This is a genomic window from Pseudomonas azotoformans, from assembly GCF_001579805.1.
Classification (GTDB): domain Bacteria; phylum Pseudomonadota; class Gammaproteobacteria; order Pseudomonadales; family Pseudomonadaceae; genus Aquipseudomonas; species Aquipseudomonas azotoformans_A.
Window position 1 is genome coordinate 6,454,502 of sequence record NZ_CP014546.1, and the last position, 18,081, is coordinate 6,472,582.

13 protein-coding genes, 1 other RNA gene and 1 pseudogene are annotated in these 18,081 nt (G+C 54.6%); 5 read left to right on the plus strand and 10 right to left on the minus strand.

Going from position 1 to position 18,081, the window contains the following annotated elements:
- Positions 1-266: 266 nt before the first annotated feature.
- Complete coding sequence (locus AYR47_RS29675; protein ID WP_061449238.1) at positions 267-557, minus strand: hypothetical protein; 291 nt, start codon at positions 555-557, stop codon at positions 267-269.
- Positions 558-595: 38 nt separating this feature from the next.
- On the opposite strand from AYR47_RS29675, the gene AYR47_RS32405 reads away from it, so the two are divergent.
- Entirely contained in the window at positions 596-838 is a 243-nt protein-coding gene (locus AYR47_RS32405; protein ID WP_082781558.1) for a helix-turn-helix domain-containing protein, read from the plus strand.
- Positions 839-932: 94 nt separating this feature from the next.
- On the opposite strand, the gene AYR47_RS29685 is transcribed toward AYR47_RS32405, so the two are convergent.
- Entirely contained in the window at positions 933-1,901 is a 969-nt protein-coding gene (locus AYR47_RS29685; RefSeq protein ID WP_167351272.1) for an HNH endonuclease, read from the minus strand.
- A gap of 1,093 nt (positions 1,902-2,994) precedes the next feature.
- A complete protein-coding gene (locus tag AYR47_RS29690) occupies positions 2,995-3,441 on the minus strand; it encodes a hypothetical protein (protein ID WP_061449241.1) in 447 nt (148 codons plus the stop codon).
- Between the two features lie 119 nt (positions 3,442-3,560).
- On the opposite strand from AYR47_RS29690, the gene AYR47_RS29695 reads away from it, so the two are divergent.
- The 4 genes from AYR47_RS29695 to AYR47_RS29710 all read left to right on the plus strand — a co-directional run bounded on the left by AYR47_RS29695 (position 3,561) and on the right by AYR47_RS29710 (position 7,620).
- On the plus strand, positions 3,561-3,896 hold the full coding sequence (locus AYR47_RS29695; protein ID WP_061449242.1) for a hypothetical protein: 336 nt from the start codon (positions 3,561-3,563) through the stop codon (positions 3,894-3,896).
- A 320-nt stretch (positions 3,897-4,216) separates the two neighbouring features.
- Positions 4,217-4,423, plus strand: coding sequence for a hypothetical protein (locus AYR47_RS29700; protein ID WP_061449243.1), 207 nt, complete (start codon positions 4,217-4,219; stop codon positions 4,421-4,423).
- Between the two features lie 127 nt (positions 4,424-4,550).
- Positions 4,551-5,120 (plus strand): recombinase family protein, encoded by a 570-nt coding sequence (locus tag AYR47_RS29705; RefSeq protein WP_061449244.1) that lies wholly within the window; start codon positions 4,551-4,553, stop codon positions 5,118-5,120.
- 124 nt (positions 5,121-5,244) lie between these two features.
- Entirely contained in the window at positions 5,245-7,620 is a 2,376-nt protein-coding gene (locus tag AYR47_RS29710; RefSeq protein WP_061449245.1) for a hypothetical protein, read from the plus strand.
- Between the two features lie 206 nt (positions 7,621-7,826).
- On the opposite strand, the pseudogene AYR47_RS33095 reads toward AYR47_RS29710, so the two are convergent.
- From AYR47_RS33095 to smc, 7 genes and pseudogenes are all read right to left on the minus strand, one after another.
- Positions 7,827-8,350 (minus strand): annotated as a pseudogene (locus AYR47_RS33095) (Eco29kI family restriction endonuclease).
- A 182-nt stretch (positions 8,351-8,532) separates the two neighbouring features.
- The gene (locus tag AYR47_RS29715) at positions 8,533-9,201 is read right to left on the minus strand and encodes a restriction endonuclease (protein WP_061449246.1); all 669 of its coding nucleotides are present in this window, start codon (positions 9,199-9,201) and stop codon (positions 8,533-8,535) included.
- A 351-nt stretch (positions 9,202-9,552) separates the two neighbouring features.
- Positions 9,553-9,649: signal recognition particle sRNA small type (gene ffs, locus AYR47_RS29720), an RNA gene on the minus strand.
- 116 nt (positions 9,650-9,765) lie between these two features.
- The gene (locus AYR47_RS29725) at positions 9,766-10,929 is read right to left on the minus strand and encodes a zinc-binding metallopeptidase family protein (protein ID WP_033900548.1); all 1,164 of its coding nucleotides are present in this window, start codon (positions 10,927-10,929) and stop codon (positions 9,766-9,768) included.
- 92 nt (positions 10,930-11,021) lie between these two features.
- Entirely contained in the window at positions 11,022-13,379 is a 2,358-nt protein-coding gene (gene ligA, locus AYR47_RS29730) for an NAD-dependent DNA ligase LigA (protein WP_033900547.1), read from the minus strand.
- Between the two features lie 88 nt (positions 13,380-13,467).
- Positions 13,468-14,331 (minus strand): cell division protein ZipA, encoded by an 864-nt coding sequence (gene zipA / locus AYR47_RS29735; RefSeq protein ID WP_016979286.1) that lies wholly within the window; start codon positions 14,329-14,331, stop codon positions 13,468-13,470.
- A 259-nt stretch (positions 14,332-14,590) separates the two neighbouring features.
- Positions 14,591-18,079 carry a chromosome segregation protein SMC gene (gene smc / locus AYR47_RS29740; protein WP_061449247.1) on the minus strand — a complete coding sequence of 1,163 codons (3,489 nt, stop codon included), beginning with the start codon at positions 18,077-18,079 and terminating at the stop codon, positions 14,591-14,593.
- Positions 18,080-18,081 lie beyond the last annotated feature (2 nt).

Here is an 18,081-nt window from a genome sequence, read left to right on the forward strand (position 1 = left end):
GCTACCCAGATGGTTGCTATCAATGACCACTTCAGTGCGGACAGAAAACCCGTACCGTTTGCAGCACCGAACCTGAAGCCAATGCCCCAGCGCCACCACTTGTTTAGTGCATAAGCCACTGGTGGAGCGGCTAGAAGGAATGCCCATAGCAGATCATCAGATGTGCCCTTACCAGTTTGGGCGGCTGATACAGCGCTTGATGCGGTTGCTAATGTCATCAACAGCCAGGCCCGTCGAAAAAGGGTCATGCGATTCGTCCTTGAAAATCAGTTGGTATTGATCGGTGAGCGCAAACGCCGCAATGTCGAGGGGACCCCTGCCAGGAACAAGGTCAAGGCCACCAGCAGCATCACAGAGCCCACCAGGACGCCAACGCCTAGTGCTTGCCGGAAACTGGAAACGTATCCGAACTCCAAAGAACAGATACCGCCAATGCTGGCTAGCGGCATGCTGATTGCGGCGATAAATATGGATGTGTAGAGCTTCATACTGACCTCGGTTTCAGTGAATTTGATTTCAATATTCACAGTATACTGTGAGGACGTATCCACAGCCATCACCGACAGTGATCCGTCTTTGAGACCGGACTGTAAAAGTGGATATTGGCGTAGCTTTCGGAAAAGTCCTTCGCCAGAAGCGTAAGGACGCCGGACTGACCCAGGAACAGCTTGCCCATGAGGCTGACGTGCAGCGCAATTATGTCAGCTTGATCGAACGAGGAATTCACCATCCCACAATTGCAGTTGTGTTCAAGCTTGCACATGCATTGCGGTGCCCTCCATCCGTTCTCATATCGGATTTAGAGAAAGCAGTTAGCGACACCCCTGAGTCAAATTGATTGCTGCTTTGCCCCTACAATGGGGACTAGCCAGCATTCGGGTCGTTAACTCATCGAGTTATGATTCATTGAAACCCTAACGTAGCCTTCTTGATCAGACGTTCACCGCAGATTCGTACGATCTGACAATCTCAAGGCATCGCTGCCTAAGCTCGTCACGGTTCAAGGCATAGTGAGCCTGGCGGTGTGCATCAGCAGACAACGCAATGACATTTTCAACGGTGTCAGGACCACCCTCACAGAGTGGGATTATGTGATGCGTTTCTAGATACGTGCCGCCGTTTGCCATCCGAAACCCCGGCGCCATTGTCAATTCGCAAATACCTTTCGACCTCGCTAACACGATTGCTCGGACATTCGGATCACGATATCGCTGGACGCCTTGGTAGGTGTAAGCAGAAGGTCGCGCTTCGGCGTGAAACTGGTCCACAATTTTCCCAGCATCAACAGATTCGTATTTTTCGGGTATGTGCGGCATCCCATCGATAGGGTCCATTACAGGCGCTAAAGTCTGGCGACTGTTATCCCCTCGCACGAGGCTGAAAGCCCCTGTATCGCCGTTAAAACCTTCCACGTGCCAGAATTCATCATCTAAATAACGGCCGATGGCACGATCAGTTCCAGGGTCGATTTCATCCGACTCACCTACGGGGCCAGACACGATTACCACTCGGACAGGAATTGCATTTAGATGTGCAAGCTGAACAGTCGAGTGAAAATGCCCTGCACGACTAATGCTCGGGTCCTTGATTGTTCGATTCCTGTTTTTGGGCGCTTTCTCAAGTTGCCGAATCAAATCTTCCGCATATACCTTCAGATTTCTTGAGAAGAAAATTCTCCCATGATCATCAACTTGCAGCTCTTCAAACCAAACGCACAATAGCAGTATGCTTCCGTTGCTGCTCCGGAATGACCATTCGTAACAATACCCTCCATTAGATTGTGGCAAGGCTACAGGGCGACCATCACTCCTGAAGCTCCAAGCAGTGACGTCGATGCCCGCTTGTTGCACACAATCGATAATCAACAATTTTCTCGTCGGTCTTAGGGCTTCCAATTTCATGTCCATACGCCCTATATCCAATTCAACAAATTCAACGGCTCATTAGGTTCCGGGGCGGCTTAGCATGGTGAATTTTCAAGAAGCTGGCGTACCAAATTCATAACAATGGGAATTTGGCAGCACCACTACCTACAGCAGGTATTAATTCACTACTTGGAAGGTTTGTGTACTGGAAGCGTTGGGTGCTTAGGCTTGGTTTCGGGGTTTACGTGACGCCTTCGGTCGTCCTTGCCGTCTTCTCGCGCTGGTTTGGGGCCGGGCTTGATAACAGTAAACATGTGCTGTCCTTTTCGTTTGTGGTACTGGTTTTTCAATCGTGGCTGTTAACCATCGCATTGAGCATTCGGATGAAAACTCCCGCCACACCTGACATAAATAGCGGCAATCTGCCATAAGTCAAGGGCGTGATGGCGTGAGGCAAACCTGTTCGGAATTTTTGCCGAACAGCTAACCCGCTCCGCTGCAATCCTTCCAGACCTGGCCGCGTTCACTACTGAGTGCAGTGTGAGAATCAACCCCTGGGAGAAGATATTCTCGATTCTAAGACACCGCCTTTGCTGTTTGCCCAACTGCATGGCAAGGAGTTGGTAGATGTAGCCGGAGACCTAATGTCTGAACGTGGCCCACGTGAAAACGTTGGGCAAGATCACATTGTCGATGCCATTGCTTACGAAGTGGCACCACTAAGCTACGGTCATTCCCGCCGTATAGGCTCCCGTAACGGTGTTGGCGAAGCTGAAGGGCTTTGCTGACTCTCTTGATGATCCAATGCTAGACGTGGCTCCTGTGACGCCTGGCGTACACCCAGCGGTGATAGTTGATCCACTTCTGCGGGAGCGATAGGCAGAGGGCGAAAGCCCCGGTAGACCCATTCCAAGGACTGCAAAATTCCATAGGCCGCTAGCCCCCCAATCGCACCACCAAGAAAGATACCAATGCCCACCTGATTATTTCCGGCAAGCGGTACTTGCGGCGCTGTTTGAATCAGCTTGAAGGACACAAACAGTCCAGTGGCAATGGCTGCCATCCACTTCAGCAACTCCCACAGCCTTCGCCATCCCTCTCCATGCATACGAATCTCTCCCGTGATGGGCTATACAGCGTTGGGTCGGAAGCCACGGATCACCCACCCAATGAGCCATCCCATTACGTAGAGGCTGACGCATATGCCCAGCCAGATCCCAACCCCAGTAGCGACATGCTTGAACTGTTTACCCGGCAAACCCAATAAGTCACGTTGGTAGCGCTGGTCTGTCTCTTTGCTGCGCTCATCCATCTGTGCCACGGTTCTGTCGGATGTATCGTAAATACTCCGAGGCTCGATACCAGCCTCCCTTTTCTGAATGTGCTCGATTTCCATACTCTGCATAACCTTGTCGGCCTTATACCAAGTCGTTATCTGGCTCTCGGTTTCCATGGTGTCAACGATAAGAACAACAGCTACCGCTCCAAGAAGACAGCTCACCAGTACCCACAACCTTTGCCACCCGTTCAGTCGTCCCATTCGCAAGCTCTCCTTGATCGTGAGGGAATTATCCATGCCTGACACGTTCATTCGTCATCACGGCATTGCCCTCAGCCTAACCTCCCTGCCATGCTGGTGGCGAACTGATTCCACAGTCCGTGGCTCAGTCGCTAACCCTTGAAAGGATGCTGGGAATGATTCATGTCATGTTGTCGCTGGACCTCAAGAACGCAACAAAGCAGCAGCGCGATGCTTTTGATGGTGCTTTGAAAGACGAAGCATTTGTTAAGTTGACTGGAGTAGACACAGTATGGGTATTCGCTTTTCCAAACGAGCCTACTGAGAGTGCAATTGTGGAGGCATCTGGTGTGATTCAGCGCTTCCTAAAGGAGGTTGTAGAAGAACTTAAAATAGAGAAGATTACATATGTTCTTCAGATAGGTAACAGTGCCCCAGTTGGTGCAGAAATCGAAGATATTTATGGCACGCACAAGGTTAGAGACTTCGACCCAACTGTAATCGCTGACTGATTCAGTGCATCCATGGCCGAGACTCAAAACCCCGGCCATATCTCAAAATATCCTGGGCTAAACCCACCCGATACCCTTGCCCGGTGAGGCTATCCCTTCCAGGCATAAGTCTTGTGGCACGTCTGTACCCCAGTGTTTCCGTGGGGCATGTCGAAAACGGACAAGCTCGCCTCTGTGAGAACTCAGCGTCAAACTAGTTTCCAGCTTTCAGAACGCACGAAGCGCGTCGAAATGGCAAAAATCAGCAAGATGGCAACACCCAACCCCATCCAATCCTTAGCTGGTCTACGATCCTTGCACCACAACCGAGGATGCCTCTCATGGATGACCTGAACGAAGTGACCGCCGATGCCTTGGAGTTGCTTATGTTGAACCAGAACGCTCTGGGCGCTGCCATCGAAGAGTTGAGCAACTGGGTACGGGATCAGGGCGGGATAAAGACTCACGCCAACATCGTCGGCGCCCTGGAGACGCTAGACACGAGCAATGAAGGCATCGCCAGCATGATCAGGGTGCTACGTAGATAGCATCATCAAACGACCGTTTGGTGATGCTAGAAATTGATGGTCGTAAACGTATCAACAAAATAGCCTTGCACATATAACGACACCAACATACAGTGATACTACGTTTAATGATGCTTGAGCACACCCCATGTCCCGCACATTTCTATACTGCCGTGTTTCAACGTCCACTCAGTTCAATGCAAACCAAGTGCAAGAAGTGAAAGCAGCTGGATTCGACGTACAGGCAAGCCGGGTAATAGAAGAAGTCATATCGGGTAGCATTGCTGCCAGTGAACGCCAAGGGTTTCAAAAGCTATTGGATCGGATGGAAACAGGTGACGTACTGATCGTGACCAAACTGGACCGTTTGGGCCGCAACGCAATGGATGTGCGTCAGACCGTTGAATATCTAGCTGGAATTGGAATTCGCGTACATTGCCTAGCATTAGGCGGCGTAGACCTGACCAGCCCGGCTGGCAAGATGACAATGCAGGTTTTGAGCGCCGTAGCTGAGTTTGAACGTGACCTGCTGATAGAACGTACGCAGCAAGGGTTGAAGCGGGCCAAGGCTGAAGGCAAGAAGCTGGGCAGACCCGAGGCAAAAGGCACGACAGCATCAGTGCAACACCTCAAGACAAAAAATATGACTCAGGCACAGGCAGCAGCTGAACTTGGTATTGGCATTGCAACGGTAAAGCGTCACTGGAACAAAAGCTGATCAAAAGAGAATCACCAACAGTTCGCGAGACGCTTCGCCCTTAAGCCTCAATTTTGCTTGAGAATCTTACCGAAATGCAGTTTTATTCTCCAATGAGAAAATCATCAATACTAAGGGATAGCATATGGCAAACATTGACTTGATCGAACTTGCACTGGCTGCCCCCATCGACTGGGAAAAGTTCGAAACAATTATATGCGACATTCTCGGTGATGACGACCTTCCAAAGATAAGAAAACTTGGAGGTCGCGGCGATCATGGAATGGATGCGACAGAAGAATCATATTACTCTTTAACGGGATCGATCGATACTGCAATACAAATCACATCGCAAAAAGCTCAAAAGATCAAGGTTAGCGATACATTAAAAAAACTTGCATTTTACAACATCAAAGCCAAGCAACTTATAATGGTATTCAGAGACACGTGCGCTGCAAGTACGTTAAGAGACATACGAGATCAAGGCATAGCAGCAGGCATTCACATCGATGTACGGGATCGCAGCTACATAGTTCGAAGACTAGGCTCAAAAGACTCCAAGGTTTTCGCCAGACACTTCAGTGGCGATATACAAAAACAAGTAAAATTATTACTAGAAAAACCAGATCCTTTAAACCAAGCTTCGGATGAACTGAAACGCTCGGTATTCGCATCGATGGCAACATACTCACTTACGCCTCACTCCCGACTCGTACACGGGAAACTCTTTGAGCGGACTGTGCTAGCAATAATTGCGGCTACAGATAAGCCGATTACAAAGAATGAAATTCTCGAAAAAGCAGCTCTATTACTTCCTGAAAACAATATCATCCAAGACACCCAAATCACATCGGCTATAAACAACCTTAAGACATCAAACGACATTGTGGGGTCAGACTCAGGATACAGCGCATCAAAGGAAGCACTGATTAGAGTAGGCACTTCAATACTTTCTGTACAGTCTGCTCATGAAGATATCCAACAATGGGTTCGATCATCAGTTGAAACTCTTAGGAAGCTCAACGATGCAGAAATAGGTTACATCGAAAGAAATGTACGCGAAGCAATAGCTCTGATTATAAGGCTGATAGCACCCAGGGCTATTGATGCAACTATCCCATTAGATAAAAACACCGAAAAAGATTTGCACCGCATTCTGTCAAAGAATATCTCACCTGATCTAGGAAAGAAAGCCCTAGCAGCCATTGCTGGATACGTCTCAGATGAAGATAGACGAACAAAATTAGCACCGTTCGTACGCGCGTACACCACGCTCGCGATAAGAAATCTTGATCCAATCGGAAAGCAATGGCAAGCATCCATTTTAAGCAGATCCATAATAGCTTTAGACACAGACGCCGTTCTCAAATTAATTGTCACCGACCTGCCAGAGCATAACGCAATCAAAGCCGCCTTAGAATCTTTAGCCAAGGAAGGCGTACAAATAATAATCCCTGATAACGTTTTAAAAGAGGCTCACGGCCATATAGAAAGAGCGCAAACGACATTCAATAAGTTTCGAGAAAACCTACTACAACTACCTCTGTCGATTGTCGACTCCAAGGTATGGCATGCTGTTGTTCGTGGTTATGCTTATGCTCAAACAGAAACCGAGAAACCATCTTGGAGCGAATATTACAATAGGTACTACGACCAAGATGACTCCTTAAATTATCTAATTCGAATTCTGAAAAAACGCGTTCCAGCAAAGATTGAAGACCTACATGAACTTCCTGATTCTGACTTAGAACCTTTAAGGGAACTTACCGATATAATCCTTACGAAAAAAGAACAAAGTCGATTGAAGGCTGACTTTCGTGGAAATGAACTAATGCATGAGCGAGTAGAACGAGACCTACGCATGCTATTTTCGATGGCGCACAAACAATCGTCCTCTTTCTATACGGCAAAGGGTTATCTAGTGACTGAGGATCGCGCCTTATTTTACGCCGAAGATTCAGCTCCTTGGAGTGGTCGTCCGCATGTGGCTATGATGACGAGATCCCTTCCAGTCCTAACAGACTTTGTATGTGACGCCCGTTTAGATGACACAGATATTGTAAGGCTCGTGTTTGAACCTCTAGTGGCAGCGACAGCAGAACTGTTAGGTGACGAAATTGAGACGCTAACCAAAGCCGGAGCAGACCTCCATAAGGAAACGTTGGATCAGATTGAATGGAAGCTAGAGAAAGGCCTGAGAAAAAAGATACATGAATTCAATTGCGCTGACGAGTTAGCTGACCAGACTATCAGTGGCGAGCTTAGTTTAGAACTTATAGAGGCAGTTAGCAGAGCTGATATACAACTGATTCCCTCTATTGCAGAAGTCGCAGAAAATTACAGGGCTCTAGTTCAAACCTCCGCCGAAGAAAAAGCTGAACTAGACCGCATCAAGAAATCGATTGAAGCGGCACTATTTGAGGTGGCAGGACAAAGTTCGAAAGGAAGAGCGCGGGCTAACAAAATGCTCGCTTCGCTGGGGTTATCTACCCTACCAGACCCTGAAGAACAAAAACCCTAGGTTTAACCGTCCGCCTGTTTGCCTCTAAGTCATGACCAATGCGGCAGAGCAGGATCAATAATAATATCGGTTAGGAGTTCTAGCCGATATTGCTAGGTAAACGTGCAAGGCCACCAGCGCACACCTGTCAAGGGGCATGACAGGTTATGCATCGCATCAGAGACCGACGCTTTAGCGTCGGCAGTGTATTCGGCTGTATCTGGCAGTTACTCGCCTTCCGCCCTGTTAAACTGTGTTGAAAGGCTTGGGGTTCGCTCACGAAGGTAGGTCGCAGCGTCCTCTGCGATATCCTTCGCTTTCTTGGGCCGTTCAGCAAGACTCATTGCCCATGAACGCCCTGGATGCAAAACATCCCAGCGTGGACGCATCCCAGCATGGCGGCCCTTCCCAGGGTTATGGTTGTCAAAGCCATCAATTAGCGAATTCCATACTGGAGTAAATCTCGCGATAAATAGCGATTCACCCAACGAAATCCAAGTGTCATCCACGACAAAAAAGCGGCAATGAAAATCGTCGATATTTAAGTTATCGGCAGCTCGAATGCTGTCAGCATGTTCCTTCACCGTTTGTGAAGAACTTTCCCCGGAGAAGAACCAAGATCACCGCCCATCCTGGCTACAGCGGGAACAGCCTTACCGACATAAATCGGCAGCATGAATTGCCCATTTTGATTTAATGAGGCTAAACGCGCACAAGCTGGAAAGTCACCAGTGTAGTTAATCGCATACACCCCTGCCCATCAAACGCAAGCAACGCACTGAGTGGGTGAACCTCCTTCGACAGCAACGCTTCGGCAACGCTGACACCTATCAGTTGGCGAAAGGTAATACTGTAGACCGACGGAGCGATTCGACTCCTACAATGTGAGCACCGCAATTTCCGGTGGCTGGACAGATGTGGTGACGCGGGAAGTTAATTTTCGAGGTCTGGAGCGATGCAGACACCGTTTCCGAAATTGAATCCTTCTCTTTGCAGCCCTTCCTGCACGTTGGTGTAGCAAGACCCGCAAGCCTTCTCATGCTTGACCACACCCACCTGATGGTCAAAATATGGGATGAGATACATGCCACCTACCTCGTAGGTGCAAGCGCACGACCCCCCATGAACATGCTGGATGAGTCGCGAATAAGACTGTGGGAAGCATTGGCTGATCAAGTTATAGAACTTGGGATCGCTTACAAGATCACTTTGAATCTCGAAGTTTGTCAGGACCCAATAACGGTAACGGTAACGTCCCGCTACTGCCTCAATGTGTCTAAGCAGGCCCTCGGTTATAGGTCTTGAATAGACAAACAGAGCCCCCTGACAATGGTTCTCCATCATCTTTGTCGCATCGAGACCATCATCGTTAGACCCTATGCTGGCGTGACTTGAAATACGATGTTTGCAGCTTACCATCCATCTGGTAGTACTCCCGAACATCCCGCCCTCTAAAACGATCATGTCCTTACCGCCATCGGCCCCGACAGCGGGTCGCCGCTCGATCTGAAAGCCCTTCAGCTCAAGATAAGCCATAGTGAACAACTCAAAAATGTGAGGGTCTTGAATTTCAAAGAAATCAATCAGGGCAGCTTCGATCATTCAAATCTCCGGTGTCTTGTCGATTCAATCGCCTTCTCTGTACCACTCATGAGTGCAGCGAATATAAATGCCTTCATGGTCAACGTCTCTCTGTGATGTAAGCAGGGTATCCCCCGCAGCAAGAGGTGGATACTCACCCAAAAATCGACCACCACAGTAGCAAAACCTTCCACCTATTGCCGATGTTGAACAACGTAGGAAGACTGCGTGATTACACGAGAGCTTTTTTTTAAACGACAAGGTAGGATCGACAGTACAGTGCACCACTTAGGTGTACCAAAACGCTGTCACACTTCGAATTTTCTGACTGAGAAATCCTTGAGATTTCAAGGACTTGCGTTATGGAGGCAACCCCACCAGCCACACCCCGGCACACAATGTTCCCGCTGTGGCTGCTGCCTTCCGGCTCTGACCAGGTTCACGGGTAATCGTTGCGGGGGGACCGATGGGGTCACCATAACGACGCCTGCCTCTCGGCAAGCGGGGCCATTGTACCGATCTCATCGGAAGTTACAACCGTTGGGCGCGGATTAAAAATATGAAGGGGCTCAAGCACTTGTACCCCTACAGAATCACCGCCTCATCGGCCCTGCCGCCCTCCTCCTGAATCACCAGATGAATGAAGTGCAATTTGGCAATCACCGCCGGTGGCAGCACGAAGGGATAGAAATCCGGCTGGCCCATGCTGCGCGACAGTTCATTGAGCATGCCGGCCAGCTCGATCCAGGCATTGACGAACGACAGGAACGCCACGCCGCCGGGGTGTTCGGGGTCGTAGAGGGTGGTGAGTGGGAATGGCTGGTAATCCAGGTCCATCTCGCGGGCGCTCATGCCAAAGCCGAGGGCGGTGTCGACGGCGTCCATCATGTGCAGGTAATGCGCCCAGGTTTCGGCCCAGTCTTCCCAGGGATGCATAGTGGCGTAGGCGCTGACGCAGGTTTGCTGCCAGTCCGGGCGTGGGCCGTTCTGGTAGTGCTGGTCGAGGGCCTCGGCGTAACTGGCGCGTTCGTCGCCGAACAGCTGGCGAAACGGTTCAAGCCAATGGGTATTGGCGATCAGCCGGTCCCAGTAGTAATGGCCGACTTCATGGCGAAAGTGTCCAAGCAGGGTGCGATAGGGTTCGCGCATTTGTACGCGGACTTTTTCGCGGTGGGCGTCGTCGGCTTCCTTGATGTCCAGGGTGATCAGGCCGTTGGCATGGCCGGTCATTGGCGCGTTGCCTTCCAGATCGATGCCGACAAAGTCGAAGGCCAGGCCGGTGTCTTCGTCGACGCTTTTGGGCACCACTTGCAGACCCAGGCTGATCAGTTGCGCCACCAGACGGCGCTTGGCGGTTTCGACTTTGCGCCAGCGCTCGTGGTTTTCCGGGATCGATAAGTCAGGAATGGTGCGGTTCAGGCTGCACGCCACGCACAGCGACGCGGTGCTGTGGGCCGGGATCAGCCAGTTGCAGGCGGCCGGCGTGTCGAGATTGGCGCAGCGGCGGAAGGTGCCGGCGTCGAGGTTGCCGTCCTGTAGCCATGTGCCTTCGACCGGGCCGGGTTGCAGGGAGGCGAGTCGACTTCGTTGGGGTTGATAGCCCAGCAGCGCTTGGCAGGCCAGGCACTGGCTGTTGCGAAAGAACAACGATTGGCCGCAGCGGCACTGCCACACCTTGCTATCGCGGGAGGTGCCAGCTACGAAGGGTGCTGCAATGCGCGAACTGAGTTGCTCGAAGTAGCGGAACATGGCGATCTCTCCCTGGGTGACTGAGACTAGATCATTTGTTCTTCTGGATCGTTCCACATTGTTGTATGAGCCCGCTCGCCACAGCGTCCACATCAGACCGTGATGTTGTGCTTGGCGAGGAAGGCGACGAAAGCCTCTTCGTCCAATACCTTCAGGCCCAGCTCGCTGGCCTTGGCCAGTTTGGAACCGGCCCCCGGCCCCGCCACCACGCAATGAGTCTTCGCCGACACGGAACCCGCCACCTTGGCGCCGAGGCTTTCGAGCTTTTCCTTGGCCACGTCGCGGCTCATCAGCTCCAGGGAGCCAGTGAGTACCCAGGTGTGGCCCGCTTCGGGCAAGCCTTCGACGACTTTCTTCTCGCTGTCCCAATGCATGCCGAAGTCCTTGAGCTGTTGCTCGATGGCCAGGGCGCGGCGGGCATTCTCGGCGTTGTCGAAGAACTCGCGCACGGCCTTGGCCTGCTTCTCGGGCAGGGCCTGGCGCATGTCGAGCCAGTCGGCCTTGATCACGCCTTCGAGGGTGACGAACTTGTCCGCCAGCTTCTGCGCAGCACCGGGGCCGACGCTCGGTACGTGCAGTTTGTCGAGCAACCCGCCCAGGGTGGTGCTGGCGGCGAATTCGGCACTCAGGTCGCCCTGATCCTGCAATTGCAGGCCGCATTCTTGCGGCGACAGCAGCGCGCCGATCACGTCCTGGTTATGGCTGTCTTCAAAGAAACTATGAATCTCATGCGCCACTTCCAGGCCCACGTCCGGCAAGTACGTGAGCACTTCGGGCAAGGCCTTCTGCACGCGCTCCAGGGAGGCCAGGGAGCGCGCCAGAACCTTGGCGGTCTCCTCGCCTACATCGGGAATGCCGAGGGCGTAGATAAAACGCGCCAGGGTCGGAGACTTGCTGTTTTCGATGGCGGTGATCAGCTTCTTGCTGGAAATGTCGGCAAAGCCTTCCAGGTCGATGATCTGCTCGTACTTGAGTTTGTAGAGGTCGGCCGGCGAGCCAATGAGTTTTTCATCCACCAATTGCTCGATGGTCTTGTCGCCCAGGCCGTCGATGTCCATGGCGCGGCGCGAAACGAAGTGGATGATCGCCTGCTTGAGCTGCGCGCCACAGGCCAGACGCCCAACGCACCGGTACACTGCGCCTTCGCTGACGGTTTCCTTGCCCTTGCTGCGCTTGACCAGTTGCGTGCGCTCCACGTGGGAACCACACACCGGGCAGCTCTCGGGGATCGGCACCGCACGGGCGTTTTCCGGCCGGCGCTCAAGCACCACCGAGACCACCTGCGGGATCACATCCCCCGCGCGGCGGATGATCACGGTATCGCCGATCATCACGCCCAGGCGCGCCACTTCATCCATGTTGTGCAAGGTGGCATTGGACACGGTGACACCCGCGACCTTGACCGGTTTCAGGCGGGCGACCGGCGTGACGGCGCCGGTGCGGCCGACCTGGAATTCCACGTCGAGCAATTCGGTCAGCTCTTCCAGGGCCGGGAATTTATGCGCGATGGCCCAGCGCGGTTCGCGGGCACGGAAGCCAAGCTCACGTTGGGAGGCGATGCTGTTGACCTTGAACACCACGCCGTCGATCTCATACGGCAGGCTGTTACGGCGCTCGCCGATATCGCGGTAGTAATCCAGGCAATCCTGGATGCCTTTGGCCAGCTTCAGCTCATGGCTGATGGGCATGCCCCATTTCTGCAACTGTTGCAGGTTGCCGATGTGGGTGTCGCTGATATCAGTGGTCACACCGTAGCAGCAGAATTCCAGGGGTCGACTGGCAGTAATCTTCGAATCCAACTGACGCAAGCTGCCGGCCGCGGCGTTGCGCGGGTTGGCGAAAGTCTTGCCGCCGACTTCCAGTTGCGAGGCATTGAGCCGCTCGAAACCGGCCTTGGACATGAACACTTCACCCCGCACTTCCAGGGTCGCCGGCCAGCCGCTGCCGTGCAGTTTCAACGGGATATTGCGCACGGTGCGCACGTTGACGCTGATGTCTTCGCCGGTGGTACCGTCGCCACGGGTGGCGCCGCGCACCAGCTCACCGTCCTGATACAGCAGGCTGACCGCCAGGCCATCCAGCTTAGGTTCGCAGCTGTATTCCACCACCGCGCCACCGCCAAACAGATCGCCGGCCGGCAGGTCGAGGCCTTCGGTGACCCGACGATCAAACTCGAGCATGGTGGTTTCATCAAACGCGTTGCCGAGGCTGAGCATGGGAATCTCATGCTTGACCTGGGTGAACGCCGACAACGCTGCACTGCCGACCCGCTGCGTCGGGGAGTCGCGCGTAACCAGGTCCGGGTGCTCGGCTTCCAGGGCCTTGAGCTCATGGAACAGCCGGTCGTATTCGGCATCCGGAATGCTCGGCTCGTCGAGGACGTGGTAGCGGTAGTTGTGCTGATCCAGTTCAGCGCGCAGTTCGAGGATGCGGGTGTGGGCGGCGGTCATGGGTGTTCTCTCAGAAAGCAAAAGAGCAGCCGAAGCTGCTCAATATGTTAGTGCGCTTATTCTATCCGACAACGCCGAGGAGCAATCCTCAGCGTTTTTGTGTCAGGGCGCGACGCTCGAACTCGACGATGCGCTGACGGTAATGCTCGATGGTCTGGGCGGTCAGGACGCTGCGCTGGTCGTCCTTGAGTTCGCCGTTCAGTTCCTGGGACAGCTTGCGGGCTGCGGCGACCATCACGTCGAACGCCTGTTTCGGGTGACGCGGGCCTGGCAGGCCAAGGAAGAAGCTCACCGCTGGAGTGCTGAACAGGTCGATATCGTCCAGGTCGAAGGTGCCCGGCTTGACCGCGTTGGCCATGGAGAACAGCACTTCGCCGTTACCGGCCATGCTTTCGTGGCGGTGGAAGATATCCATCTCGCCGAAACGCAGGCCGCTTTCCAGAATATTTTGCAACAAAGCCGGGCCCTTGAAGCCGGCGGCATCGCGGCAGATCACGCTGATCACCAGCACTTCTTCGGCGGCAGGCTGGTCGTTCACGGATTGGCGCGGCGCGTTCTTGCCAGCGTTTTCATCCGGGAAATCATCGTCGCGGCTGCTGAAGCTCGGGCCGTCATCGACGTCCAGGTCCAGGTCGGCCTGGCGCGGTTCGGCCACCACCGGCGCGGCGCGCTTGCCACGCTTGGAAGACGGCTCGCGGGCTTCACGCACCGGCGCGCTCATCGACGGCAAGTCGTGCTCGTCCAGTTGCGGTTCTTTATGGGTATCCAGCACACGGGGCGGCCCCAGCAGCTCGGCGCTGCCGTCGTCGTCAGGCAAGTTGGACAGGTTGCGGTCCAGACGGAATTTGAGCTTGCCCTTGCCACCACGCATGCGGCGCCAGCCATCAAAAAGAATACCGGCAATGACAATTATGCCGATGACGATCAGCCACTCGCGCAGACCGATTTCCATGTAATCCCGTGCCTCTAATAAAAAATGCTGAAAAATAAGGGGTTTAGCAACGTGCAAACCGCTTTAAAACGTGGCGCCAACTCTATGTTCTGACTGACGTTTTGCCCACGCATACGAAAATTTGACATTAAACTAGCACGACCAAAGATAACTTTACACCGTCTGTCAAAATGCCTTGAACAAATATGTCCATTTGCCACTTTCGCCAGACCGGTAAAGCGTCTTACCGCGTGCTATAAAAATTCTGCCCCGGCATGGATCAAGACTCCACCATCGCCATCGCTTCTTCCACATCCACCGCAACCAAACGCGAACAGCCCGGTTCATGCATTGTCACCCCCATCAGTTGATCCGCCATCTCCATGGCGATCTTGTTGTGGGTGATATAGATGAACTGCACGGTCTGGGACATCTCTTTAACCAACCGTGCGTACCGTCCAACGTTAGCGTCATCCAGCGGGGCGTCAACTTCGTCGAGCATGCAGAACGGCGCCGGGTTCAACTTGAAGATGGCAAATACCAGGGCCAATGCGGTCAGGGCTTTCTCGCCGCCGGACAACAAATGGATGGTGCTGTTCTTCTTGCCCGGAGGCCGCGCCATGATCGTTACCCCTGTATCGAGTAGATCTTCGCCCGTCAGTTCCAAGTAAGCGCTGCCACCGCCGAAAACTTTTGGGAATAAGGCCTGTAAACCGCCATTAATCTGATCAAAGGTATCTTTGAAGCGGTTGCGGGTTTCCTTGTCGATCTTGCGGATCACGTTTTCCAGGGTGTCCAGGGCTTCGACCAGGTCAGCGTCCTGGGCATCCAGATAACGTTTACGCTCGGATTGTTGCTGGTACTCGTCGATGGCCGCCAAGTTGATCGCGCCCAGGCGTTGAATACGCGCAGCAATCCGCTCAAGTTCTTCTTCGGCGTCTTTCTCATTGGCCTGGGCGGTCAGGGTATTGAGCACGCCGTGCAGGTCGTAGCCGTCTTCCAGCAACTGGTCTTGCAGGGTCTTGCGGCGCACGGTCAGGGCTTGCCATTCCATGCGCTGCTGTTCGAGTTGGCCGCGGATCAGCTGGGATTGCTGCTCGGCCTGGGTCCGGCGCTTTTCGGCGTCGCGCAGTTCGCGGTCGGCGTCTTCCAGGGCGATCTGCGCAGTCTTGAGTTCTTCGTCGACGGTCATGCGTTTGTCGAGCAATTCTTCAAGCTTGAGGCGCAGCTCTTCCAGCGGCGCTTCGCCCTCTTCCAGGTTGAGGCTCAGTTGTTCGCGCTTTTCGGTGAGGCGTTCGGACTGCATCTCCAGGCGTTCAAGGGCCTGGGCGGTGGACGCGTGCTGGGCCTTGAGCGAGCCCAGGCGCACCGCCAGCTGGTGCGCGTGATCCTTGTGCTGGCGGGCTTCCTGGCGCACGCGGTCGAGGCGTTCGCGCAGGCTGTCACGCTGGGCCAGCAGCAGTTCGCGCTGCTCGGTGTCCAGCGCCATGCTGTCGAGGGCCTCCTGCAATTGCAGGCGCGCTTCGCCAATCTGCTCGTGTTCCAGGGCGCGTTGCTCGCCCATCTCCGCCACTTCCTCATCAAGACGGGTGCGACGCAGAGTGAGTTGTTCGACCTTGGCTTTGCTCGCGGAAAGCTGGGCTTTCAGTTCGCCTTGCTGGCGCGCTTCGTCCTGCAACAAGCGGCGCAGGTGTTCGCGACCGGTCTCTTGCTGGCGCTGGGTGGCGCGCAGGGTTTGCAGTTCGGTTTCCAGGCTTTCAAGGGTGGCTTCGCGTTCTTCGCGTTCGGCGATCAGGTTGACGATTTCCTGGCCACGGGCCAATACGCCGCTTTCGGCTTCACTGGCGCGACGTACACGCAGGAAATGGCGGCCGACCCAGTAGCCGTCGCGGCTGATCAGGCTTTCACCGGCGCCGAGTTGGCCGCGTTGCGCCAAGGCCTGCTCCAGTGATTCGACCGGTTTGACCAGGCCCAGCCAAGGCGACAGATCAATCGCAGCCTCTACCTTATCCAACAGACTGCCCGGCACCCGCGTGCCGTCGGCGGCCGGGCTGAGCAAACGCAAATCGCCCTGGGCAAAACCGGCCAGGTCGAAACCGCCAAAATCATCCACCAGCACGGCTTGCAGGTCGGCGCCGAGCACGGTCTCCACCGCCAGTTCCCAGCCCGCTTCCACTTTCAAGCCTTCAGCCAATCGTGGGCGCTCGGCCAGATGCTGATCGCGCAGCCATTCGGCTGTGCCGGTGCCCGGATCCAACGCGGCTTGCTGCAAAGCTTCCAAAGATGCCAGGCGACCATTGAGCCGCTGCAAATCACCCTGGGCCTGTTGCTGTGCCTGGGTCGCCTGTTGCAGTTGCTGACGCAATTGCTCCAGGCGCTCCACTTGTTGTTCTTCGCTGGCTTCCAGCTCTTCCAGCGTCATTTCGCTTTCGGCAAGCTGTTCGCTCAGCTCCATGATCGCCGCGTCTTCCGGGTCGGCGGACAGCAATGCGCGTTCTTCCTGCATCCGGCGCTGACGCTCGGCCAGACGCTCCATGCTGGTTTCCAGTTGCTGGATGCGCGACTGCTGCACCTCGGCCTGGCGGCGTGGCTCGGCGGATTGCAGGTTGAAAGTATCCCACTGCTCCTGCCAGCCATGCATGGTGGTTTCGGATTCTTCCAGGGCGGCGGCGGCTTCTTCCGCGGCGGCGCTGGTGATTTCCTGCTCGGGGGTGAGCATGTCCAGCTCTTCGCCAAGGGTCAGCAGCAAGGTGCGGTCGTGGCCCAGGTGCGATTCGGTTTCCAGGCGTGCGCGTTCGGCTTCCTTCAAGTCATCCTGCAATTGGCGCAGGCGTTGCTGGCCGTGCTGGATGCTCTGCTCGACACGGGCAATGTCGCCGCCCACCGAATAGAAGCGGCCCTGCACCAGATTGAAGCGCTCGGACAGGTCATGGTGACCGTCACGCAGGCGTTCGATGCTGGCGTCGGCGTTGCGCTGCTCGGCCACCAGGGCCTCAAAGCTGATTTCCTGGGTGCCGATGATTGCTTCGCGCTGGCCGACCTGATCATTCAGCGCCTGCCAGCGCAGGGCCGAGAGTTGCGCCTTGAGCTGGCGCTCTTCGCCCTTGTATTCCTGATATTTCTCGGCGGCCTGGGCCTGGCGGTGCAGGCGTTCAAGTTGACGCTCCAGCTCTTCGCGCAGGTCAGTCAGGCGGGCGAGGTTTTCATGGGTGCGGCGGATACGGTTTTCGGTCTCGCGGCGGCGCTCCTTGTACTTGGAGATGCCGGCCGCTTCCTCGATGAAGTTACGCAGGTCTTCGGGCTTGGCTTCGATCAGCTTGGAGATCATGCCCTGCTCGATGATCGAGTAGCTGCGCGGGCCCAGGCCAGTGCCAAGGAAGATATCGGTGATGTCGCGGCGCCGGCACTTGGTGCCATTGAGGAAGTAGCTGTTCTGGCTGTCGCGGGTCACTTTGCGGCGAATGGAAATTTCCGCATAGGCCGCGTACTCACCAATCAAGGTGCCGTCAGAGTTATCGAACACCAGTTCGATGCTGGCCTGGCTCACCGGCTTGCGGCTGGTGGAGCCGTTGAAGATGACGTCGGTCATCGACTCGCCACGCAGGTTCTTGGCCGAGCTCTCGCCCATCACCCAACGGACGGCGTCGATGATGTTCGACTTGCCGCAACCGTTGGGCCCGACCACCGCCGCCATATTACTGGGGAAGTTCACCGTGGTCGGGTCGACGAAGGATTTGAACCCCGCCAGTTTGATGCACTTGAGCCGCACGC